The 22,146-nt window shown below is 72.2% G+C and carries 22 protein-coding genes and 1 tRNA gene; 13 read left to right on the forward strand and 10 right to left on the reverse strand.

Annotated elements, in window-relative coordinates; all coding sequences use genetic code 11:
- The 4 genes from ACIQUT_RS37435 to ACIQUT_RS37450 form a co-directional block, all read left to right on the forward strand.
- Window positions 1-1,290: acetate--CoA ligase (locus ACIQUT_RS37435; protein ID WP_403569841.1), on the forward strand; the 1,290-nt coding region annotated here is incomplete at its 5' end.
- Window positions 1,291-1,553: 263 nt separating this feature from the next.
- Window positions 1,554-3,056, forward strand: coding sequence for a Na+/H+ antiporter NhaA (gene nhaA / locus ACIQUT_RS37440; RefSeq protein WP_403569843.1), 1,503 nt, complete (start codon window positions 1,554-1,556; stop codon window positions 3,054-3,056).
- A 61-nt stretch (window positions 3,057-3,117) separates the two neighbouring features.
- On the forward strand, window positions 3,118-3,576 hold the full coding sequence (locus ACIQUT_RS37445; RefSeq protein ID WP_403569845.1) for a phage holin family protein: 459 nt from the start codon (window positions 3,118-3,120) through the stop codon (window positions 3,574-3,576).
- Window positions 3,573-4,529, forward strand: a complete 957-nt coding sequence (locus ACIQUT_RS37450; RefSeq protein WP_403569846.1) for an alpha/beta fold hydrolase — start codon at window positions 3,573-3,575, stop codon at window positions 4,527-4,529. Before ACIQUT_RS37445 ends, ACIQUT_RS37450 begins: the two co-directional genes overlap by 4 nt.
- A gap of 497 nt (window positions 4,530-5,026) precedes the next feature.
- Here the strand turns inward: ACIQUT_RS37450 and ACIQUT_RS37455 are convergent, their stop codons facing one another.
- From ACIQUT_RS37455 to nth, 3 genes are all read right to left on the reverse strand, one after another.
- On the reverse strand, window positions 5,027-6,229 hold the full coding sequence (locus ACIQUT_RS37455; RefSeq protein WP_403569848.1) for a MarP family serine protease: 1,203 nt from the start codon (window positions 6,227-6,229) through the stop codon (window positions 5,027-5,029).
- A gap of 13 nt (window positions 6,230-6,242) precedes the next feature.
- A complete protein-coding gene (locus ACIQUT_RS37460; RefSeq protein WP_403569850.1) occupies window positions 6,243-7,124 on the reverse strand; it encodes an NUDIX hydrolase in 882 nt (293 codons plus the stop codon).
- Between the two features lie 144 nt (window positions 7,125-7,268).
- Window positions 7,269-8,138, reverse strand: a complete 870-nt coding sequence (gene nth / locus ACIQUT_RS37465; protein ID WP_403569852.1) for an endonuclease III — start codon at window positions 8,136-8,138, stop codon at window positions 7,269-7,271.
- Window positions 8,139-8,389: 251 nt separating this feature from the next.
- Between nth and ACIQUT_RS37470 the strand changes: the two genes are divergently transcribed.
- On the forward strand, window positions 8,390-9,064 hold the full coding sequence (locus ACIQUT_RS37470; RefSeq protein ID WP_010473292.1) for a Crp/Fnr family transcriptional regulator: 675 nt from the start codon (window positions 8,390-8,392) through the stop codon (window positions 9,062-9,064).
- A gap of 144 nt (window positions 9,065-9,208) precedes the next feature.
- Complete coding sequence (locus ACIQUT_RS37475; protein WP_403569854.1) at window positions 9,209-10,009, forward strand: nucleotidyltransferase domain-containing protein; 801 nt, start codon at window positions 9,209-9,211, stop codon at window positions 10,007-10,009.
- Window positions 10,010-10,122: 113 nt separating this feature from the next.
- Here the strand turns inward: ACIQUT_RS37475 and ACIQUT_RS37480 are convergent, their stop codons facing one another.
- From ACIQUT_RS37480 to ACIQUT_RS37500, 5 genes are all read right to left on the reverse strand, one after another.
- Entirely contained in the window at window positions 10,123-10,428 is a 306-nt protein-coding gene (locus ACIQUT_RS37480) for a hypothetical protein (RefSeq protein ID WP_403569856.1), read from the reverse strand.
- Complete coding sequence (locus tag ACIQUT_RS37485; RefSeq protein ID WP_403569858.1) at window positions 10,425-11,270, reverse strand: MBL fold metallo-hydrolase; 846 nt, start codon at window positions 11,268-11,270, stop codon at window positions 10,425-10,427. The genes ACIQUT_RS37480 and ACIQUT_RS37485 overlap by 4 nt, the downstream gene beginning before the upstream one ends.
- Complete coding sequence (locus ACIQUT_RS37490) at window positions 11,267-12,178, reverse strand: NUDIX hydrolase (RefSeq protein WP_403569860.1); 912 nt, start codon at window positions 12,176-12,178, stop codon at window positions 11,267-11,269. The genes ACIQUT_RS37485 and ACIQUT_RS37490 overlap by 4 nt, the downstream gene beginning before the upstream one ends.
- Window positions 12,179-12,321: 143 nt before the next feature.
- The gene (locus ACIQUT_RS37495; RefSeq protein ID WP_403569862.1) at window positions 12,322-12,795 is read right to left on the reverse strand and encodes a RidA family protein; all 474 of its coding nucleotides are present in this window, start codon (window positions 12,793-12,795) and stop codon (window positions 12,322-12,324) included.
- The gene (locus tag ACIQUT_RS37500; protein WP_007264966.1) at window positions 12,792-12,953 is read right to left on the reverse strand and encodes a DUF4177 domain-containing protein; all 162 of its coding nucleotides are present in this window, start codon (window positions 12,951-12,953) and stop codon (window positions 12,792-12,794) included. Before ACIQUT_RS37500 ends, ACIQUT_RS37495 begins: the two co-directional genes overlap by 4 nt.
- Window positions 12,954-13,179: 226 nt before the next feature.
- Here ACIQUT_RS37500 and ACIQUT_RS37505 point away from each other — a divergent pair, with 226 nt between their 5' ends.
- On the forward strand, window positions 13,180-14,160 hold the full coding sequence (locus ACIQUT_RS37505; protein ID WP_403569863.1) for an ArsA family ATPase: 981 nt from the start codon (window positions 13,180-13,182) through the stop codon (window positions 14,158-14,160).
- Window positions 14,157-15,506, forward strand: coding sequence for an ArsA family ATPase (locus ACIQUT_RS37510; protein WP_403569865.1), 1,350 nt, complete (start codon window positions 14,157-14,159; stop codon window positions 15,504-15,506). Before ACIQUT_RS37505 ends, ACIQUT_RS37510 begins: the two co-directional genes overlap by 4 nt.
- Window positions 15,507-15,547: 41 nt before the next feature.
- On the opposite strand, the gene ACIQUT_RS37515 is transcribed toward ACIQUT_RS37510, so the two are convergent.
- On the reverse strand, window positions 15,548-15,898 hold the full coding sequence (locus tag ACIQUT_RS37515) for a WhiB family transcriptional regulator (protein WP_179174215.1): 351 nt from the start codon (window positions 15,896-15,898) through the stop codon (window positions 15,548-15,550).
- Window positions 15,899-16,505: 607 nt separating this feature from the next.
- On the opposite strand from ACIQUT_RS37515, the gene ACIQUT_RS37520 reads away from it, so the two are divergent.
- Window positions 16,506-18,818 carry a transglycosylase domain-containing protein gene (locus ACIQUT_RS37520; protein ID WP_403569867.1) on the forward strand — a complete coding sequence of 771 codons (2,313 nt, stop codon included), beginning with the start codon at window positions 16,506-16,508 and terminating at the stop codon, window positions 18,816-18,818.
- A gap of 105 nt (window positions 18,819-18,923) precedes the next feature.
- Here the strand turns inward: ACIQUT_RS37520 and ACIQUT_RS37525 are convergent, their stop codons facing one another.
- On the reverse strand, window positions 18,924-19,385 hold the full coding sequence (locus ACIQUT_RS37525) for a GatB/YqeY domain-containing protein (protein WP_403569869.1): 462 nt from the start codon (window positions 19,383-19,385) through the stop codon (window positions 18,924-18,926).
- Window positions 19,386-19,453: 68 nt separating this feature from the next.
- Between ACIQUT_RS37525 and ACIQUT_RS37530 the strand changes: the two genes are divergently transcribed.
- From ACIQUT_RS37530 to ACIQUT_RS37545, 4 genes are all read left to right on the forward strand, one after another.
- Window positions 19,454-20,392 (forward strand): metallophosphoesterase, encoded by a 939-nt coding sequence (locus ACIQUT_RS37530; protein ID WP_403569871.1) that lies wholly within the window; start codon window positions 19,454-19,456, stop codon window positions 20,390-20,392.
- A 103-nt stretch (window positions 20,393-20,495) separates the two neighbouring features.
- Window positions 20,496-20,569: transfer RNA gene (locus tag ACIQUT_RS37535), tRNA-Pro, on the forward strand.
- Between the two features lie 291 nt (window positions 20,570-20,860).
- On the forward strand, window positions 20,861-21,178 hold the full coding sequence (locus tag ACIQUT_RS37540; RefSeq protein WP_403569873.1) for a hypothetical protein: 318 nt from the start codon (window positions 20,861-20,863) through the stop codon (window positions 21,176-21,178).
- A 90-nt stretch (window positions 21,179-21,268) separates the two neighbouring features.
- Window positions 21,269-22,060 (forward strand): aminotransferase class IV family protein, encoded by a 792-nt coding sequence (locus ACIQUT_RS37545; protein ID WP_403569875.1) that lies wholly within the window; start codon window positions 21,269-21,271, stop codon window positions 22,058-22,060.
- Window positions 22,061-22,146 lie beyond the last annotated feature (86 nt).

Genomic DNA, 22,146 nt, shown 5'->3' on the forward strand with positions numbered 1-22,146 from the left:
ACCGGCCAGGACACCGCCTTCACCGAGGGCCGCGACCTGTGGTGGGACGAGGCGGTCGGCCGGCAGTCCGCCGAGCACACCCCGCAGGCCTTCGACGCCGAGCACCCGCTGTTCATCCTCTACACCTCCGGAACCACCGGAAAGCCCAAGGGCATCCTGCACACCTCCGGCGGCTACCTCACCCAGGCCTCCTACACCCACCACGCCGTCTTCGACCTCAAGCCCGACACCGACGTCTTCTGGTGCACCGCCGACATCGGCTGGGTCACCGGCCACTCCTACATCGTCTACGGGCCGCTGGCCAACGGCGCCACCCAGGTCATGTACGAGGGCACCCCCGACACCCCGCACCAGGGCCGCTTCTGGGAGATCGTCCAGAAGTACGGCGTCACCATCCTCTACACCGCACCCACCGCGATCCGCACGTTCATGAAGTGGGGCGACGACATCCCCGCCAAGTTCGACCTCTCCACCCTCCGCGTCCTCGGCTCGGTCGGCGAGCCGATCAACCCCGAGGCCTGGATCTGGTACCGCAAGCACATCGGCAGCGACCGCTGCCCGATCGTGGACACCTGGTGGCAGACCGAGACCGGCACCATGATGATCTCCCCGCTGCCCGGCGTCACCGAGACCAAGCCCGGCTCCGCCCAGCGCGCCCTGCCCGGCATCGGCGCCACCGTCGTCGACGACGAAGGCCGCGAAGTCCCCAACGGCGGAGGCGGCTACCTCGTCCTCACCGAGCCGTGGCCGTCGATGCTGCGCACCATCTGGGGCGACGACCAGCGGTTCATCGACACCTACTGGTCCCGCTTCGAGGGCAAGTACTTCGCCGGCGACGGCGCCAAGAAGGACGACGACGGCGACATCTGGCTCCTGGGCCGCGTCGACGACGTCATGCTCGTCTCCGGCCACAACATCTCCACCACCGAAGTCGAGTCCGCACTCGTCTCACACCCCGCCGTCGCCGAGGCGGCCGTCGTGGGCGCCGCCGACGAGACCACCGGCCAGGCCATCGTCGCCTTCGTCATCCTGCGCGGCACCGCCAGCGAAGACGACACCCTCGTCGCCGACCTCCGCAACCACGTCGGCGCCACCCTCGGCCCCATCGCCAAGCCCAAGCGCGTCCTGCCCGTCGCGGAACTCCCCAAGACCCGCTCCGGCAAGATCATGCGCCGCCTCCTCCGCGACGTCGCCGAAAACCGCGCACTCGGCGACGTCACCACGCTGACCGACTCCTCGGTCATGGACCTCATCCAGAGCAAGCTGCCCGCGGCCGGCAGCGAGGACTGAGCCCGGTCCGGGCACGGCCCGACAGGGACCACCCGGCAGGAACCACCCGGCAGGAACCGCCCGGCAGGGGTTCCGAGCCGGACAGGGGCATCCGCGCGCGCGACGCGCCGGATGCCCCTTTCACACCTAAGGTGATGATCATCCGGTTCGTTCCCGCGCACTCCTGTACGGTGAGGGAAACGTAAAGAAGTGCAGGTGCGCCGGGAAGTCTGGTCGGCAACGGGTTCCGTCATGCCGTCCCACCACCCCGGAGGTGTCCTCTCGTGGCCGCGCCCCGCACCACCGACCACCGCAGCCGCACGTTCCTAGGCCTCCTCTCGCTGCCCGAACGGCGCTTCGTGGCCGACGCCCTGCGCACCGAGACGGTCGGCGGCGTCCTGCTCCTCGTCGCCGCGGTCGCCGCCCTGCTGTGGGCCAACATCCCCGCCTTCGGCGACAGCTACGAGGCCGTCAGCGGCTTCCACATCGGCCCGGCCGCCCTCGGCCTCGACCTGTCGCTCCAGCACTGGGCGGCCGACGGCCTGCTCGCCGTCTTCTTCTTCGTCGCCGGCATCGAGCTCAAGCGCGAGCTCGTCGCGGGCGACCTGCGCGACCCCAAGGCGGCCGCACTCCCGGTGATCGCCGCCGTCTGCGGCATGGCCGTGCCCGCGGTGGTCTACGTCCTCGTCAACACCGTAGGCGGCGGCTCGATGGAGGGCTGGGCGGTCCCGACCGCCACCGACATCGCCTTCGCCCTCGCCGTCCTCGCGGTCATCGGCACCTCGCTGCCGTCCGCCCTGCGCGCCTTCCTGCTGACCCTCGCCGTCGTCGACGACCTGTTCGCGATCCTGATCATCGCGGTCTTCTTCACCAGCAAGATCAGCTTCCCGCAGCTCGGCGGAGCCCTCCTCGGCCTGGCCCTGTTCTGGTTCCTGCTGCGCAAGGGCGTGCGCGGCTGGTACGTGTACGTCCCGCTCGCCCTGGTCATCTGGGGCCTGATGTACAACAGCGGCGTCCACGCGACCATCGCCGGCGTCGCCATGGGCCTGATGCTGCGCTGCACCCGCCGGGAAGGCGAGGAGCACTCCCCCGGCGAGCACATCGAGCACCTGGTCCGCCCCCTCTCGGCCGGCCTCGCCGTCCCGCTCTTCGCGCTGTTCTCCGCCGGGGTCGCCCTCTCCGGCGGCGCCATCGGGCAGGTCTTCACCCGGCCCGAGCCCCTCGGCGTCGTCCTCGGCCTGGTCGTCGGCAAGACGGTGGGCATCTTCGGCGGCACCTGGCTCGCCGCCCGCTTCACCCGGGCCGAACTGGGCGGGGACCTCGCCTGGCCCGACGTGCTCGCCGTGGCCTCCCTCGCCGGCATCGGCTTCACCGTCTCCCTGCTGATCGACGAGCTCGCGTTCGCCGAGGAACCGGTCCTCATGGACGAGGTCAAGGCCGCCGTGCTGATCGGCTCCTTCACGGCCGCCACCGTCGCCTGCGTCCTGCTCAAGCTGCGCGACCGCACGTACCGGGCCCTGACCGAGGCCGAGGAGCGCGACGAGGACCTCGACGGCATCCCCGACATCTACGAGGAGCACAACCCGGACTACCACCTGCGGATGGCGCGGATCCACGAGGAGAAGGCCGCGGTGCACCGCCGCAAGGCCGAGGGCTCGGCCGCCCCTTCGGCCGCCTCGGCCGCCCCGCCGGCCGACGCAGCGACCGCCGCACCGCCCGCCGCGCCGCCCGCCGCGCCGGCCGAAGGGGCGGCCGGGTCCAGCGGCGGCGGCGACCGTCCGGCATGATCTGAACTGACGCAGTGACCGACGGGGGACAGCCGCCGGCCGACGACAGAGGGAGAGAGCGATGACCGCAGTGGACCAAGGGGCGCAAGGGGCCGAGCGCACACTCGGCCAGCTGGTCGCCTCGGCCACCGCCGAGATGTCCGCCCTGGTGCACGACGAGATCGCCCTCGCCAAGGCAGAGCTCCGCGAGGACGTCCGGCGCGGGACGACCGGCGGCATCGCCATCTCGATCGCCGGGGTGTTCGCCCTCTTCTCCCTGCCGGTGCTGAGCTTCGCCGCCGCGTACGGGATCCACAACCTCGGGCTCGGCCTCGCCTGGTCCTTCCTCATCGTCGGCGTGGCGTTCCTGCTGTTCGCGGGCCTGCTCGCGCTGATCGCCGTGAACAAGTTCAAGAAGGTCAAGCCGCCGGAGAAGACCATCGCCTCCGTCAAGGAGACCGCGGCCGTCCTCCAGACCGTCAAGCCGCATCCGCGGCCGGTGAGTGACCAGGCTGTGGGTGTGGCACGCTCGTCCTCATGACAGCGACCGCACCGGACCCCAGCACCCCGCCCACCACCGCGACAGCGGTGCGCCTTGACGGCCCCTGGACGCACCGGGACGTCGCGGCCAACGGGGCCCGGTTCCACGTCGCCGAGCTCGGCGACGGGCCGCTGGTGCTGCTGCTCCACGGCTTCCCGCAGTTCTGGTGGACCTGGCGGCACCAGCTGACCGCGCTCGCCGAGGCCGGGTACCGCGCCGTCGCGATGGACCTGCGCGGGGTGGGCGGCAGCGACCGCACCCCGCGCGGCTACGACCCCGCCAACCTGGCGCTCGACGTCACGGGCGTCATCCGGTCCCTCGGCGAGCCGGACGCCGCCCTGGTGGGGCACGACCTGGGCGGGTACCTCGCCTGGACGGCGGCCGTGATGCGGCCCAAGCTGGTGCGCCGGCTCGTCGTCTCCTCCATGCCGCACCCGCGGCGCTGGCGCTCGGCCATGCTGTCGGACTTCGGGCAGACCAGGGCGAGTTCGCACATCTGGGGCTTCCAGCGGCCGTTCATCCCCGAGCGGCAGCTCGTCGCCGACGACGGGGCGCTCGTCGGGAAGCTGATCCGGGACTGGTCCGGGCCGGGACTGCAGGAGGACGCGGCCGAGGAGGACCTGGCCGTGTACCGGCGGGCGATGTGCATCCCGTCCACCGCGCACTGCTCGGTCGAGCCGTACCGCTGGATGATGCGCTCCATGGCCCGGCCGGACGGGCTCCAGTTCAACCGGCGGATGAAGATGCCGGTGCGGGTGCCGACCCTGCACCTGCACGGCTCGCTCGACCCGGTGATGCGGACGCGCAGCGCTGCCGGTTCCGGCGAGTACGTCGAAGCCCCGTACCGCTGGCGGCTGTTCGACGGGCTCGGGCACTTCCCGCACGAGGAGGACCCGGCCGCGTTCTCGACCGAGCTGGTGAACTGGCTCAAGGATCCGGAACCCGACCGCTGACCCCCGGCGCCCGCCGCCCGTGCGGCCGCGGCCGTCCGGCGGAATGACGGTCCGACTGTCTTACGGGCATTCAATTGCCCGGCGCATAGGCCAATTGGCAGCGCCGGACGGGGTTACCGACCTTGGCGCCCGGGCACAGCTCGTTGTATGGGCTGGACGCACGACCACGGTGACACCACACACGACCACCGCCCGGCAGTGACGCCGGGCGGGCACGGGAGGACCGGCCGCGAGGGCCGCGACCCCCGACTCGGGATTCCGCGCATCCTGCGCCGCCGGGCCCGCTGGGTGTCGGCGCGGCTGCGCCATCCACGCACCTGAGCGCTCCGCGCGAGGTACCGCGGTGGTCCGCGACGGTCCGGCGATCGCTGCGGCCCGGTTGCGGCCCGGTTGCGGCTGATCGCGCAGTTCCCCGCGCCCCTTCGGGCCGGGACCGGGGCCGGGGCCGTACGGGCGGGGACGTCGCCCACCCGTACGGGGTCACCCGCCCGTACGGCTCACAGGGCGCAGGCCTGGCTGTCGACGCGCCGTTCGGCGGTCTTCCCGATCCGGATGTCGTCGCGGACCTCGTCCGCCGTCAGCGCGTAGCCGGTGTTCGGGTCGTCGAGGGACTTCGCGAAGACGACTCCGTACACCCTGCCGTCCGAGGTCAGCAGCGGACCGCCCGAGTTGCCCTGGCGGACGGTCGCGTACAGCGAGTACACGTCGCGGCGGACGGTGCCCCGGTGGTAGATGTCCGGGCCGTTGGCGTTGATCCGGCCGCGGACGCGCGCCGAGCGGACGTCGTACGCGCCGTTCTCCGGGAAGCCCGCGACGATCGCGTCGCTGCCGCTCACCGCGTTCTTGTCGGCCCACTCCAGCGGCGGCGCCTTCAGCTTGGGCACGTCCAGGACGGCGATGTCGCGCTCCCAGTCGTAGAGCACGACCTTCCCGTCGTACAGCTTGCCCTCGCCGCCGATCTGCACGGTCGGTTCGGTGACGCCGCCGACGACGTGCGCGTTCGTCATGACCTTGCCGGGGGCGAAGACGAAGCCGGTGCCCTCCAGCACCTTGCTGCAACTGGGCGCCGTACCGACGACCTTCACGATCGAGCGCTTGGCCGCCGCGGCGACGGGGCTCTGCGCCAGCGCCGGGTCGGGCGCCCTGACCTCGGTGATGGGCTCGTTGGAGAACGGGCTGAAGACCTGCGGGAAGCCGTTCTGGGCGAGGGTGGAGGTGAAGTCCGAGAACCAGGTGCCGGCCTGCTCGGGCAGCACCCGCGACACCCCCAGCAGCACCCGGGAGTTGCGGACCTCCTTGCCCAGCGTGGGCAGCGAGGTGCCGGCGAGCGCCGATCCGATGAGCCAGGCGACGAGCAGCATCGCGACGACGTTCACGAGGGCGCCGCCGGTGGCGTCGAGGATCCGCGCGGGCGACCACGTGATGTGGCGGCGCAGGCGGTTGCCGAGGTGGGTGGTGAAGGCCTGTCCGATGGAGGCGCAGACGATGACGACGACGACGGCGACCACCACGATCGTGGTGGACACCTTCGTGCCGTTGTCGGTCACCTTGTCCCAGATCAGCGGGAGGACGGACATGGCGATGAGGCCACCGCCCAGGAAGCCGATCACCGACAGGATGCCGACGACGAAACCCTGGCGGTAGCCGACGATCGCGAACCACACGGCAGCGACCAGCAGCAGGATGTCCAGCACGTTCACGTGGGCCACCGTCTCATGCGCGCCAGTCGAGCGGGACCTGCCTCGACCGGTCCCATGGGCGCTCCCAGCCTGCGAAGTGCAGCATCCGGTCGATCACTCCGGCGGTGAAACCCCAGACCAGAGCGTCGTTCACGGTGAAAGCGGGGCCCAGGTGGCCGCTGGGGTGGACGGCGGTGGCGCGGTTGGCGGGGTCAGTGAGATCGGACACGGGGACGGTGAAGACGCGGGCGGTCTCGGCCGGGTCCACGGCACCCACCGGGCTCGGCTCGCGCCACCAGCCGAGGACCGGGGTCACGACGAACTCGCTGACCGGGATGTACAGGCGCGGCAGCACCCCGAACAGCTGGACCCCGGCGGGGTCGAGCCCGGTCTCCTCCTCGGCCTCGCGCAGCGCGGCGTGCAGCGGGCCGGTGGTGTGCGGGTCGCCGTCCTCCGGATCGAGGGCGCCGCCGGGGAAGGAGGGCTGGCCGGGGTGGGAGCGCAGGCTTCCGGCCCGCTCCATCAGCAGCAGTTCGGGGCCGGAGGGGCCCTCGCCGAAGAGGATGAGGACCGCGGACTGGCGGCCCCGGCCGTCCTCGGGCGGCAGGAACCGGCTGAGCTGGGTCGGGCGGACCGTCCGCACGGCCTCCACGACGGGCTCCAGCCAGCCGGGCAGGCCCTGGGTGGTCAGGCGCAGGTCGCAGCGGTCCGCGGAGCCCGGTCCGGCCCCGGGCCCGGCACCATGCCCGGCGCCCGGAGCGGAGCCCGATCCGCGGCCCGATCCGGCGCCCGGCCCGGGGCCCGGTGCGGGCTCCGGGCCAGCCGTGCCGTAATCCTGCGCCGGTGGCGCGGCCTCCTGGGCCACTCCCGCTCGGGCCACTCCGCTGTCGTCCCGCGCTCCGCGCGTCATAGGCACCCCTGCTCCCTGCCGTTGCTGTTGCCGGCACCGGCCCGACACCGTCCCGACGCCGTGCCGACGCCGTCCCGACACGGGGACAACGCAGCCCGGGTCCGGATTCGTTCCACCGCGGGCCGCCGAGGGCGGCGGCCCGCGCCCTGCTCAGACCGCCGCCGGGGCTCCGCCCAGCGGCTGGGCCGGGAGGCCCGGGTAGTCCGGCGGCGGGTTCAGCCGCTGGCCCGGCTGGCCGCCCTTCTCGTACTTCAGAAGCTTCTTCGCCTTCTCCGGGTCCGTCTCGCCCTCCCCGTACGCGGGGCAGAGCGGGGCGATCGGGCAGGCGCCGCAGGCCGGCCGGCGCGCATGGCAGATGCGGCGGCCGTGGAAGACGACGCGGTGCGAGAGCATCGTCCACTCGCTCTTGGGGAAGATCGCGCAGATCTCCGCCTCGACCTTCTCCGGATCCTCCTGCTCGGTCCACTTCCAGCGCCGCACCAGCCGCCCGAAGTGGGTGTCCACGGTGATCCCGGGGACGCCGAACGCGTTGCCGAGCACCACGTTGGCCGTCTTGCGGCCGACGCCGGGCAGGGTCACCAGGTCCTCCAGGCGGCCCGGGACCTCCCCGCCGAAGTTGTCCCGCAGGGCCTGCGAGAGGCCGAGGAGGGCCTTGGACTTGGCCCGGAAGAACCCGGTCGGCCGGATGATCTCCTCCAGTTCCTCGGGTGCGGCCGCCGCCATGTCCTCGGGGGTCGGGTACGCGGCGAAGAGGGCCGGGGTCGTCTGGTTGACCCGGAGGTCGGTGGTCTGGGCGGACAGGACGGTCGCGACCAGCAGCTCGAAGGGGTTCCGGAAGTCGAGTTCGGGATGGGCGTACGGGTAGAGCTCTGCCAGCTCCCGGTTGATCCTGCGGGCGCGGCGAACCATGGCCAGCCGGGATTCCGTTTTCTTGGCCGAAGCTTTGCCCGAGGGCTTCGGAAGGCTCTTCTCGGGCTTCCGGGGCGGCCCGGGCGCCTTCTCGGGGGCTTGTTCGCCCACAGCTGAATCGGCCGCGCGCGTCACTCGCGCGGACCCCTTGGCCTGTGCTCTCACCGGCTTATTGGACACCCGGCCAGCCTAAGCCCGGCCGCCTGAACCCGCCCGGACCTCAGGTAACACCACCCCGATTGGCCTCTCGCCGCACAGCATGCCCGTCCGTCCGGCATCCTTGTGATTGATCGCACTGTTTGAGGCGTCCGGCAAAATGGGGAACACGGTCCCCTGAGCTGGTCGACATAGGAGAGAGACTCGTGGACGACGTTCTGCGGCGCGCCCCGCTCTTCGCGGCGCTCGATGACGAGCAGGCCGCGGAGCTCCGCGCCTCCATGAGCGAGGTGACTCTCGCACGCGGTGACGCCCTGTTCCACGAGGGCGACCCCGGTGACCGGCTGTATGTCGTGACCGAGGGCAAGGTCAAGCTGCACCGCACCTCCCCCGACGGCCGCGAGAACATGCTGGCCGTCCTCGGCCCCGGCGAGCTGATCGGCGAGCTCTCGCTGTTCGACCCGGGCCCGCGCACCGCCACCGCCACCGCCCTCACCGAGGTCAAGCTCCTCGGCCTGGGCCACGGCGACCTCCAGCCCTGGCTGAACGCCCGGCCCGAGGTGGCGAGCGCCCTGCTGCGCGCGGTGGCCCGCCGCCTGCGCAAGACCAACGACCAGATGTCCGACCTGGTCTTCTCCGACGTCCCGGGCCGCGTGGCCCGTGCGCTCCTGGACCTGTCGCGCCGGTTCGGCGTGCAGTCGGAGGAGGGCATCCACGTCGTGCACGACCTGACGCAGGAGGAGCTCGCCCAGCTCGTCGGCGCCTCCCGCGAGACCGTGAACAAGGCCCTGGCCGACTTCGCCGGCCGCGGCTGGCTCCGGCTGGAGGCCCGCGCGGTGATCCTGCTGGACGTGGAGCGGCTGGCCAAGCGCTCGCGCTGACGTACGCATACGCCGTACGACCGGTACGGCGCGTACGACCCGTACGCGAGAGGGGTCCTGCCCGGAAGTGGTCCGGGCGGGGCCCCTTCGTGCCGTCCGGGCCCCGCATGCCCCGGCGCCCCCGCGATCGGGCACAGTGGGGCCGTGGAGCCTCGGGGAGTGGACGCGGACGGGCACTTCGAGCGGGAGGGGTCGCTCGGCCTGGTGCAGGAGGCGTTCGCGCCGGTCGTAGCCGCCGCGCGCGGCCTGATCGCCGACGCGTACGGGCCCCGGCTGCACAGCGCCTACCTGTACGGCTCCGTGCCGCGCGGCACCGCCCGGCCGGGCCGCTCCGATCTCGACCTGCTGCTCGCCCTGCACCACGAGCCGGCCGAGGAGGACCGGGAGACGGCCGAGGTGCTGGCGCGGACCCTGGACGGGGAGTTCGGGCAGATCGACGGGGCCGGCGTGCTGCTGTACGGCAGGGACCGGCTGCTGAGCGAGCAGGAACGGTACGACCTGGGCTGGTTCCTGGCCTGCCTGTGCACCCCGCTCGTCGGCCCCGACCTGGCCGCGCAACTGCCCCGCTACCGCCCGGACGACCGGCTGGCCCGCGAGACCAACGGCGGCCTGGCCGACCTCCTGCCCCGCTGGCGGGCACGGCTGGACGCGGCGGCCACCCCCGGCGACGTCACACGGATCAGCCGCGGCTTCGCCCGGCATCTGGTGCGCACCGGGCTCATGCTCGTCATGCCGCGCTGGGGCGGCTGGACCAGCGACCTCACCGAGTCCGCGGAGGTCTTCGCGCGGTACTACCCGGAGCGCGCCGCGCAGATGCGGGCCGCGGCCGCGGTGGCGCTGGCTCCGGTCTCGGACCCGGCCGTGCCGCGGGCGTTCGTCGAGGACCTCGGGCCGTGGCTCGCGCAGGAGTACACGGCCCGGCTGGGCACGAAGACCCCGCGCTGAGCCTGAGCGCTCCGCGGGAGGGGCCGCGACGCGCCGGCGATCGCCTGCGGCCCGGTCGTGGCTGATCGCGCAGTTCCCCGTGCCGGGACCCGCCCACGGGACCGGCACGAGCCTCAGGCGCGGTTCTTGAGGGCTTCCGCCAGTTCCTCGACGGCCCGCTTGGCCTCGACCAGGTCCGCCCCGGTGGCCGCCCGGTAGGCCTTGATCGCCTCGATCGTGCGGCCCTCGCGCAGCAGCGCCCGTACGCCCTCCAGGCCCGCCGGCTCGGGCTCCTCGATGCCCAGGTGGTCCAGGACGAGGCCCAGGCGCCGCTCCAGCCGTTCCGCTCTGCGCGCCAGTGCCTTCATGCGCAGGGTCACCGTCGAGGCGATCCACGCGGCGCAGGCGAGGACGGCGAGCAGCAGGATCAGCGTGTTCATTCGGGTCCCCCAGGGATCAGGCCGTGATCTTGAAGGTACTCCAGCTGGGCCCGTACGGACCATTCGGCGGCCGGCCACAGGGAGCGGTCGACGTCCGCGTAGACGTGGGCGACGACCTCCTGGGGCGTGGTGTAGCCGTCCTCGACGGCGGTCTCGACCTGGGCGAGCCGGTGCGCGCGGTGGGCGAGGTAGAACTCCACCGCGCCCTGCGCGTCGTCCAGCACCGGGCCGTGGCCGGGCAGCACCGTGTGCACGCCGTCGTCGACCGTCAGGGAGCGCAGCCGGCGCAGCGAGTCGAGGTAGTCGCCGAGGCGCCCGTCGGGGTGGGCGACGACGGTGGTGCCGCGGCCGAGGATCGTGTCGCCGGTCAGGACGGCCCGGTCGGCGGGCAGGTGGAAGCAGAGGGAGTCGGCGGTGTGCCCGGGGGTGGGGACCACGCGCAGGTCCAGGCCGCCGGTGCGGATCACGTCCCCGGCGGCCAGCCCCTCGTCGCCGAGGCGCAGGGCCGGGTCCAGGGCGCGGACCTTGGTGCCGGTGAGCTCGGCGAAGCGGCCGGCGCCCTCGGCGTGGTCGGGGTGGCCGTGGGTGAGGAGGGTCAGCGCGATGCGCTTGCCCGCGCGCTCGGCGGTCTCGACGACCGTCCGCAGGTGCGCCTCGTCCAGCGGGCCGGGGTCGATGACGACGGCGAGGTCGGAGCCGGGCTCGGAGACGAGCCAGGTGTTGGTGCCGTCGAGGGTCATGGGCGAGGCGTTCGGGGCCAGGATGTTGGTGGCGCGGGCGGTGGCCGGTCCGGAGGAGACCACTCCGCGCGGCTGTCCGGGCAGGGCTGCGGCATCGCTCACGACTCGCCTCCGAAGGCGACGCGCTTGGTGAACTCGTCGTGGCCGGGCCAGCTGAGCACCACCTCGCCGTTCTCCAGCGCGGCCTGCGCCAGTACGGGTTCCAGGTCCTGGCCGGCGGCCGCGGCGAGGGCGTCGGCGGCGCTGCGGTACGGCTCCAGGGACCGCAGGGTGGAGATGGTGGGCGGCATCATCAGCAGCTCGCCCTTGTCGTAGCCGTCCGCGGCGTCGGCGGGGCGGATCCAGACGGTCCGGTCGGCTTCGGTGGAGGCGTTGCGGGTGCGCTGGCCCTCGGGGAGGGCGGCGACGAAGAACCAGGTGTCGTAGCGGCGCGGTTCGAACTCCGGGGTGATCCAGCGGGCCCACGCGCCCAGCAGGTCAGAGCGCAGCCGCAGGCCGCGGCGTTCGAGGAAGGCGGCGAAGGACAGCTCGCGGGCGACGAGGGCCTGCCGGTCGGCCTCCCAGTCCTCGCCGGTGGTGTCCCCGACGACGGTGTCGGCGGTCTCGCCCGCGAGGAGTACGCCCGCCTCCTCGAAGGTCTCGCGGACGGCCCCGCAGACGATGGCCTGGGCGGTGCGGGCGTCGGTGCCGAGTCGGGCCGCCCAGGTGTCCAGGTCGGGTCCGGCCCAGCCGACGAGGCGGTCCTCGTCGCGCGGGTCGACGACGCCGCCGGGGTAGGCGTACGCGCCGCCGGCGAAGGCCATGGAGGCCCGCCGGCGCAGCATGTGCACGACCGGTCCGGCCGCGGTGTCCTTCAGCAGCATCACGGTGGCGGCCCGCCTGGGCTCCACCGGCGTGAGGGAGCCGTCCGCGAGCGCGCGGATCCGGTCGGGCCACTCCGGCGGGTACCACTGCCCGCCGGCGGGGGTGGCTCCGTGTGTCTGCTGCTGTCCCTGCTCACCGTTGGGCATGCCCGGATGCTACGGGCATCCGGCCCGATGTTCGAGAGCTGCCTGCCGTGGGCGGGCCCGCGCGCCGTCGGCGTGCGGGCCCGGCAGGGCCCCGGGGACCCCTCGGAGAGCCCGGGGTGCGTCCGGGGTGCGTCCGGGGCCGGTCAGGCCTCGGGCAGCAGCTCGACCTGGAACTCGACCTCGACCGGGGCGTCGAGCGGGAGCACCGCCACGCCGACCGCGCTGCGGGCATGGACGCCCTTCTCGCCGAGCACCTCGCCGAGGAGCTCGCTCGCGCCGTTGAGGACGGCGGGCTGGCCCGCGAAGTCGGGGGCCGAGGCGACGAAGCCGACGACCTTCACGACGCGGGCGATCCGGTCGAGGTCGCCCACGACGGACTTCACGGCGGCCAGGGCGTTCAGCGCGCAGATCCCGGCGAGCTCCTTGGCCTGCTCGGGCGAGACCTCGGCGCCGACCTTGCCGGTGACCGGCAGGCTGCCCTTGACCATCGGGAGCTGGCCCGCGGTGAACACGTAGTTGCCCGAGCGGACGGCCGGCTGGTACGCGGCCAGCGGCGCGGCGACCTCGGGGAGGGTCAGGCCGAGCTCGGCCAGCTTCGCTTCGACGGCGCCGCTCATGCCTTCTCCCGCTTGAGGTAGGCCACGAGCTGCTCGGGGTTGTTCGGGCCGGGCACGACCTGGACGAGCTCCCAGCCGTCCTCGCCCCAGGTGTCCAGGATCTGCTTGGTGGCGTGGACCAGCAGCGGGACCGTCGCGTATTCGAACTTCTTGGTCATGGGGGCGAGCGTATCGCCTGTCGCGCCGGGAAAACGCCCGGCCGGAGCACGGCGGCGGCGCGGCGGGACCGCGGCAGGACCGCGGCAGGACCGCGGCAGGACCGCGGCGGGACCACGGCGGGAGCACGGCGGGACCACGGCGCGACCGCCCCGGCCGGGCCCCTGCTCCGGCCGGGGGGAGAGGGTCCTGCGCGGCGCGAGGGCCGAGTGGTTAGGCTCAAGGGCTGTGAGCAGGCTCCAGGTGGTCAGCGGCAAGGGCGGAACCGGAAAGACCACGGTTGCCGCGGCACTCGCGCTCGCCCTCGCACGCGAGGGCAGGCGGACGCTTCTGGTGGAGGTCGAGGGCAGGCAGGGGATCGCACAGCTCTTCGGGACGGAGGAGCTCCCGTACGAGGAGCGCCGGATCGCCGTCGCCCCGGGCGGCGGGGAGGTGTTCGCGCTCGCCATCGACGCGGAGCGGGCGCTGCTGGACTACCTCCAGATGTTCTACAAACTCGGATCGGCGGGCCGTGCGCTGAAGAAGCTGGGGGCCATCGACTTCGCGACGACGATCGCGCCCGGGCTGCGGGACGTGCTGCTGACGGGCAAGGCGTGCGAGGCGGTGCGCCGCAAGGACAAGGCCGGCCGGTACGTGTACGACCACGTGGTCATGGACGCGCCGCCGACGGGCCGGATCACCCGCTTCCTGAACGTGAACGACGAGGTGGCGGGGCTGGCCCGGTTCGGGCCGATCCACAACCAGGCGCAGGCCGTGATGAACGTGCTCAAGTCCCCGGAGACGGCGGTGCACTTGGTGACGCTGCTGGAGGAGATGCCCGTCCAGGAGACCGCCGACGGGATCGCCGAGCTGGTGGAGGCCGGGCTTCCGGTGGGGCGGGTCGTGGTGAACATGGTCCGGCCGCACCATCTCGACGAGGAGGCGCTGCGGGCCGCGGGCAACGAGCACCGCGCCGGCGTGGCCCGGGCGCTGTCCCGGGCCGGCCTGGGCGGCGCCCGGCGCGGCGGGCAGGCGGAGCGGCTGGTGGAGCCGCTGCTCGCGCAGGCCGCCGAGCACGCGAGCCGGGTGGAGCTGGAGCGCGCGCAGCGGTCCGTGCTGCGGGAGCTGACGGTGCCGACGTACGAACTCCCGCTGCTCGGCGCGGGGATGGATCTGGCCGGGCTGTACGAGCTGGCCTCGGAGCTGCGGAAACAGGCGGGCGAGGAATGAGTGAGGCCGTGGGCGCGTCGTCGTCGCCGGAACTGTCCGTGGACCGGCTGCTGGACGACCGCGACACCCGGATCATCGTGTGCTGCGGCGCGGGCGGGGTCGGCAAGACCACGACCGCCGCGGCCTTGGGCCTGCGGGCGGCGGAGCGGGGCCGGAAGGTGGTCGTGCTGACCATCGACCCGGCGCGCCGGCTGGCCCAGTCGATGGGGATCGACTCCCTCGACAACACCCCGCGCCGGGTCTCCGGCGTGGCCGGCGACGGCGGTGAACTGCACGCCATGATGCTGGACATGAAGCGGACCTTCGACGAGATCGTCGAGGCGCACGCGGACCGGGAGCGGGCCGGGGCGATCCTGGCCAACCCCTTCTACCAGTCCCTGTCGGCCGGCTTCGCGGGCACGCAGGAGTACATGGCGATGGAGAAGCTGGGGCAGCTGCGGGCCCGGGACGACTGGGACCTGATCGTGGTCGACACCCCGCCGAGCCGGTCCGCGCTGGACTTCCTCGACGCGCCGAAGCGGCTCGGGTCGTTCCTGGACGGGAAGTTCATCCGGGTGCTGATGGCTCCGGCGAAGGTCGGCGGCCGGGCGGGGATGAAGTTCCTCAACGTCGGCATGTCGCTGATGACGGGCACCCTCAGCAAACTGATGGGGGCTTCGCTGCTGAAGGACGTGCAGACGTTCGTGGCGGCGATGGACACGATGTTCGGCGGTTTCCGCACCCGCGCGGACGCGACGTTCCGGCTGCTCCAGGCTCCGGGAACGGCCTTCCTGGTGGTGGCGGCCCCCGAGCCGGACGCGCTGCGCGAGGCCGCGTACTTCGTGGAGCGGCTGGCCGCGGAGCGGATGCCGCTGGCCGGGCTCGTCCTGAACCGGGTGCACGGCAGCGGCGCCGACGGGCTGTCCGCCGAGCGGGCCCTGGCCGCCGCGGACAATCTTGAGCGGGGCGGCATTGTGGATCAGGAGGCCGGGAAAGCTGGACTTCGTGACTCGGCCGCAGAAGGGGTGCACGCGGAGCCGGGCCCGGATGCGGGCTCGGACGCCGGCGCGGGCACGACCGCGGGCGCGGCCGGGGGCACGACCGCGGGCGCGGCCGGGGGTTTGGATGCGGGCTCGGACGCGGAAGCGGACGAGATCGCGGCAGGACTGCTCCGCCTGCACGCCGAGCGCATGCAGGTGATCGCGCGCGAACAGCGCACGCGTGACCGATTCACGTCACGTCACCCCGAGGTGGCGGTGACCGAGGTGACCGCCCTGCCCGGCGATGTGCACGACCTCGCCGGGCTGCGGGCCATCGGAGAACGGCTCGCGGCCGGGGTTCCGTCAGGGGTTCCGGCCGGAGCGTAGGCGACCGTACGGCGACGGGTGTACGCGGGACGGCAGGGGATCTACCCGGCCGCCGCGTACGTCTCGTACGGGACGTCCATCTCCGCATCGACATCCACGGTGAGGATGCCCGTGCTGCGTTCATACTCCATGCGGGCGGTTTCGAGCAGCCGCCGCCACGAGGTGACGGTGGGACGCCGGCGCAGCAACGCCCGACGCTCCCGCTCGGTCATTCCGCCCCACACTCCGAACTCGACACGGTTGTCGAGCGCGTCGGCCAGGCACTCGGTCCGCACCGGACACCCGGTGCACACCGCCTTGGCCCTGTTCTGTGCCGCTCCTTGAACGAACAGTTCATCCGGATCGGTAGTGCGGCAGGCTGCCTGCGCACTCCAGTCGGTTACCCAGCCCATCCCGGCGCCGTCCTCTCCCGAATCGAGGCTCCCCCACGGCGGTAGCGGCATATTCACCGCTGCCAGTTGAGGACGTTACGGAAGGCGGGGACGGCGCAACACCCCCGACGGGCCCAATCTTGAATGGCCCGAACGGACTATGGGTAAGCGGCAGATCACCCGACGGAGTGATCGAACGACATGCCGGGCCATTCCGGCGACTCGGATGAATCGGCGGACTTCGGACGAGCAGTCGTCAGCATGAGCGGCGATATTCGGACATGAGTCCACCCCATTCGGGAAGGGTGAAAATCAAGCCGAGGGGTTGATGTCGCACCGCACTGCTGTGACAGTTGAGGACAGCTTAGGCCAAGGCATTCGTGTGTGTCCGGCGAATGAGAACGTAGGCCTCCCGCGCTGCCATGCCGTCAAGTCGAGGGACGGGCCTCCGAACACGGCGCGGCCGCGGCGGCGCCGATGCCACTCGTTTGCGCCACGAGCCGACCTGCCGGCCGGCACGGGATCCGGCCCGCCCGGCTACCTTCGGATGTCACGGTCTGGTACTCGAACGCTCCGAGAAGCCCCCGCTCCCACGGAACGCCACTCACGACGGATTAGGCTTCCCTCCATGGGAAAGAAGCGCTCGGGCGCCGGGCTCACGGGGCCGCAGCAGGCCGCCAAGTTCCTCGGGCTGTCCGTTCTCGCCGGAGTCGTTCTGGCAGGCATCGCCATCCCGGGCGCCGGAGCCCTCGGGCTGGCAGCCAAGGGCACAGTAGAGGGATTCGACGAGATCCCCGCCAACCTCAAGACCCCGCCGCTCAGTCAGCGCACCACGATCCTGGACGCCGAGGGCGGTCCGATCGCCACGGTGTACTCGCGTGACCGGCAGGTGGTCCCGCTCACCGCCATCTCGCCGTACATGCAGAAGGCGATCGTCGCGATCGAGGACTCGCGCTTCTACGAGCACGGCGCCGTCGACCTCAAGGGCATCCTGCGCGCGGTGAACCGCAACGCGCAGGAGGGCGGCGCCGCCCAGGGCGCCTCGACGCTCACCCAGCAGTACGTGAAGAACGTCTTCGTCGAGGAGGCCGGCGACGACGAGACGAAGGTGCGCGAGGCGCAGGAGAAGAGTCTCGGGCGCAAGATCCGCGAGCTGAAGTTCTCGATCCAGGTCGAGGAGGAGCTCGGGAAGAAGAAGATCCTCGAGAACTACCTCAACATCACGTACTTCGGCCAGCAGGCGTACGGCATCGAGTCCGCGTCCCAGCGCTACTTCAGCAAGCCGGCCAAGGACCTCACCCTGGACGAGTCGGCCCTGCTCGCCGGCCTCGTGCAGTCGCCCAGCCGGTACGACCCGGTCAACGACAGCCAGGAGGCGATGAAGCGCCGCAACGTCGTCCTCCAGCGGATGGCCGACGTCAAGGACATCTCGCAGGCCGAGGCGGACGAGGCGAAGAAGAAGCCGGTCCAGCTGAAGGTGACCCGGCCCAAGAACGGCTGCATCACGGCCGTCAAGGGCGCGGGCTTCTTCTGCGACTACGTGCGCAACACGTTCCTGACCGACCCGGTGTTCGGCAAGACCCGCGAAGAGCGGGCCAAGCTGTGGAACCGGGGCGGCCTGACCGTCCGTACGACGCTGGACCCGCAGTCGCAGGACTCGGTCAACGAGTCGATCAAGGACCACGTCAGCCAGGACGACAAGGTCGCCACGGCCGTCACCCTGGTACAGCCCGGCACCGGCCGCGTCGTCGCCATGGGGCAGTCGAAGCCGTACGGCTTCAGCAAGAACGAGACGCAGATCAACTTCTCCGTCGACAAGCGGATGGGCGGATCCAGCTTCGGCTTCCCGACCGGCTCGACCTTCAAGCCGTTCGTCGCGGCCGCGGCCCTGGAGGAGGGCATCTCCCCCGGCCGGGTGTACCCCTCGCCGTACCAGATGGAGTACCCGAGCCCGGTGCGGACCTGCGGCGACAAGCCCTGGGTCAACACCGCCCACGAGCGCCTGGAGAACGAGCAGGCGTCCGAGGTCGGCCCGTACGGCATGAACCAGGCGATGGCCAAGTCGGTCAACACCTACTTCGTGGAGATGATCACGGAGACCGGCGTGTGCCCGGTCACCGAGATGACCACCAAGCTCGGCGTGATCCCGGCCGACGGCACCAAGCTGCCCGAGGTCCCGGCCATCGCGCTCGGCACCGAGGGCATGTCCCCGCTGACCATGGCCAACGCGTACGCGACCTTCGCCAACCGCGGCACGTACTGCACCCCCGTCTCCATCGAGTCCATCACCGACGCCCACGGCAAGGCGCTGTCCGTGCCGAAGTCCAAGTGCGAGCGGGTGATGTCGGAGCGGACCGCCGACACCATCAACAGCCTGCTGCTCGGCGTCGTCGACTCCGGCACGGGTACGGCGGCGGGCCTGACCGACCGGCAGAACGCGGGCAAGACCGGCACCACCGACAGCCGCTACAACGCCTGGTTCGTCGGCTACACCCCGAACATGTCCGGCGCGACCTGGGTCGGCTCCGGCGGCTCCAAGCAGGTGTCGATGGAGAACATCACCATCGGCGGCCAGTACTACGACAAGGTGTACGGCGGCGGGCTCCCCGGCCCGATCTGGAAGCAGGCCGTCAGCGGGGCCCTCGCCGGCCGCGAGGCCCCGAGCTTCGTCACGGTCGGCCTCCCCGACACCGGGAACCCCGGCGGCACCGGCAAGCCCACCCCGCCGACGACCAACCCGGTGAAGCCCAACAAGCCGGGCAAGCCCGGCAAGCCGGGTGGCGACGGCAAGCCCGGCGCCACGACCACGGGCGGCACCACCACCGGCGCAACGACGGGCGCTGCGACCGGCGCTGCGACGGGCGGGGGCACCACGCCGACCAACCCGATCCCCGGGATCACCCTGGAACCGGGCGTGATCGGCGGCCGCGACGGGCAGTAGCGGAAAAACGAGAAAGGGGTGGGGCCCGGTGCCGTTCGGCACCGGGCCCCACCCCTTTCTCGGCTTTTCCTGGCTACGGTCCTGCTTACTGCTTACTGAAGGTGCTTACTGAAGGTGCTTCTTGACGGCGGCGGCGACACGGCCGCCGTCCGCGAGCCCGGTCACCTTCGGCTTCACGATCTTCATGACGGCGCCCATGGCCCGCGGCCCCTCGGCACCCGCGGCCCGCGCCTCCTCGACGGCCTGCGCGACGATCGCGGCGAGCTCGTCGTCGGTCAGCTGCTTCGGCAGGTAGGTGTCGAGGAACTCGCCCTCCGCCGTCTCCCGCTCGGCCTGCTCGGCGCGGCCGCCCTGGGCGAACGCCTCCGCGGCCTCGCGGCGCTTCTTCGCCTCCTTGGCGATCACCGTGAGGACCTCCTCATCGGAGAGGACGCGCGCCTCCTTGCCCGCGACCTCCTCCTTGGTGATCGCGGCGAGGGTCAGTCGCAGCGTGGAGGAGTGGAGCTCGTTGCGCTCCTTGATCGCGGTGGTGAGGTCTTCCTGCAGCTTGGCCTTGAGCGTGGTCATGCCCATGAGTCTGCCAGGTACGGGGGCGGCGGCGCCTTCCGGTTTTCCGCGTCTGAGACGATGACCCCATGCGCGCGCGTTACGGAGTACCCCTGAAGGTCACCGCCGGAATCGCGGCGGTGGGGGCCGCTGGAGTGGCCTATGCCGCCGGATTCGAGGCGCGGTCGTTCCGCTTGCGCCGGATCACGATTCCGGTTCTGCCCGCCGGGATGCGCCCCCTGCGCGTACTCCAGGTGTCGGACATCCACATGGTCAGCGGCCAGCGCAAGAAGCGCGCCTGGCTGCAGTCCCTGGCCGGCCTGCGCCCGGACTTCGTCGTGAACACCGGCGACAACCTCTCCGACACGGAGGGCGTGCCGGAGCTGCTCGACGCGCTCGGCCCGCTGATGTCGTTCCCGGGCGTGTACGTGTTCGGCTCGAACGACTACTACGGGCCGCGGCTGCGCAACCCCGGGCGCTACCTGCTCGAAAAGGTCCAGGGCCGGCACGGGCTGAACGGCAACAAGCCGGTCGTCGGCGCCGTGCACAACCCGTGGGAGGGCATGCGGGACGCCTTCGACGCGGCAGGCTGGCTGAACCTCACCAACACGCGGGCCCGGCTCAAGCTCGACGGGCTGGAGCTGGCCTTCACCGGCCTCGACGACCCGCACATCAAGCGCGACCGCTACGAGCGGGTCGCCGGCGGCCCCGAAGCCGACGCCGACTTCTCGATCGCCGTGGTGCACGCCCCGTACCTGCGCAGCCTGGAGTCCTTCACGGCGGACGGCTACCCGCTGATCCTGGCGGGGCACACGCACGGCGGGCAGCTGTGCATCCCCTTCTACGGGGCCCTCGTCACCAACTGCGACCTGGACACCGACCGGGTCAAGGGCCTCTCCACCCACGAGACCGGCGACCGGCGCGCCTACCTGCACGTTTCCGCAGGCTGCGGCACCAACCGCTACACCCCGGTCCGCTTCGCCTGCCCCCCGGAGGCCACGCTCCTGACCCTCGCCCCGAAGGCCTAGCGGGCCCGCGGGCCCGCCCACGAGAACCGGATTTCGTCTCCGGGCGAGGGTCCGCTAAAGTAATCGATGTCGCCAGGGTGAGAGCCCAGAAAACGGCGGCGATCGGGGTGTAGCGCAGCTTGGCAGCGCGCTTCGTTCGGGACGAAGAGGTCGTGGGTTCAAATCCCGCCACCCCGACTTCGTAAGACCAGGTCAAGGGCCTGATCCGCATCGCGGGTCAGGCCCTTCCTGCATCTTGGCCAGCTCGTCCGGCTTGTTTCGGCGAGCCGGGATCCGCTCCAGCCCGGACGTCCTCGCTCCCTCCCCGCGGCCCGAAGGCGTATCCGCACGGCAACGGATCGTAGGCGGACCCTCGCGGCAGGCGCTGCAGGGCTGTCCCCTCGTCCGCAAGTCGACCCGATGTCCCAGAACATCGCGGACCATTCATGAGCCCGCGCCCGGGATCGAAGGCAAAACTGGAGTGACCGCATGCCCGGCGTGCCCCTGACCGCTGAACAGTTCAGGATCATCTTCCAGGTGACGAAGGAAGTCCACGGCGTTCCCGAAGAACGATGGGCCACGGCCGGAATTCCGCCGCAGCAGCCCGCCGAAATCCTGGGGCTGGCGCGCGACATCAGGAAATCCCTTCCCGTCGGCGGAGTGGAGATCCCTCCGCAGGTCGCACGGCGCTGGCAGGCCCTGATCCACGTGACGGTCGACGCGCTGGGCGCGGACGAGCTGAGGTTCCGGACGGGCTACACCGAGGAGGAGGTCGGCGCCGCCGCGGCGGCGCTCGGCGGGCTGTAGCCGGTCCGCCCGGATCCTCGGCATCGCGCCGGCGGTACCCGAGAAGGCCGCGGGTTCAGGACGGTGCGGGGCGGGTGGCATCGTGGGGGCATGGGAGAGCTGAACGGGGTGGCGGTCGGGGTCCGGGAGTTGCAGGCGCTGGCGCTGGCCAACTACGGGCACTTCACGACCATGCGGGTCGAAGACGGGCGGGTGAAGGGGCTCGCGCTGCACCTGGAGCGGCTGCGGCGGGACTGCCGGATGCTGTTCGGGGCCGAGCTCGACGGGGAGCGGGTGCGCGGGCTGGCGCGGCGGATGGCGCCGGGCCGGGGGGCGGTCACGGTCCGGGTGACGGTGTTCGATCCGGGGCTCGACCTCGGGCGTCCCGTCGCGGCCGGTGATCCGCAGGTGCTGGTGACCGTCCGGCCGGCGGGCGGAGCGGAGCTGCCGCCGCTGCGGGTGCGGTCGACGCCGTACGTGCGCGACGTGCCGGGCGTCAAGAGCGTCGGGCTCTTCGCCGGGCTGCACCACCGGCGGCAGGCGCAGCTGGACGGCTTCGACGACGCGCTGTTCGTCGACGTCGGGCAGGCCGTGTCCGAGGGGGCCACCTGGAACATCGGGTTCGTCGACGGCGGGCGGGTGGTCTGGCCGGACGCCGAGTGCCTCGACGGGGTGACCATGCAGCTGCTGAAGCAGGCCCACCCGTACGGCAGTCGGGGGGTGCGGCTGGCGGATGTCGCGGGGTTCGAGGCCGCCTTCGCCACCAACGCGGCGATGGGGGTGCGGGCCGTCCGCGCCGTGGACGGGGTGGAGCTGTTCGCTTCCGGCTCCGGTTCCGGTTCTCATCCGGTGATCGATGCGCTGCGGGACGCGTACGCCGCCGTTCCCGGCGATCTGCTCTGAGCGGGCCCGGTGAAGTCCGGCGCGGGTAGCGTCGGGTGCACCAGCGCCGAGGTCCGGGCCCGCTTCCGGGCCGCGGCGGCGAACGA

Source organism: Streptomyces sp. NPDC090445, from assembly GCF_044769385.1.
Taxonomy (GTDB): domain Bacteria; phylum Actinomycetota; class Actinomycetes; order Streptomycetales; family Streptomycetaceae; genus Streptomyces.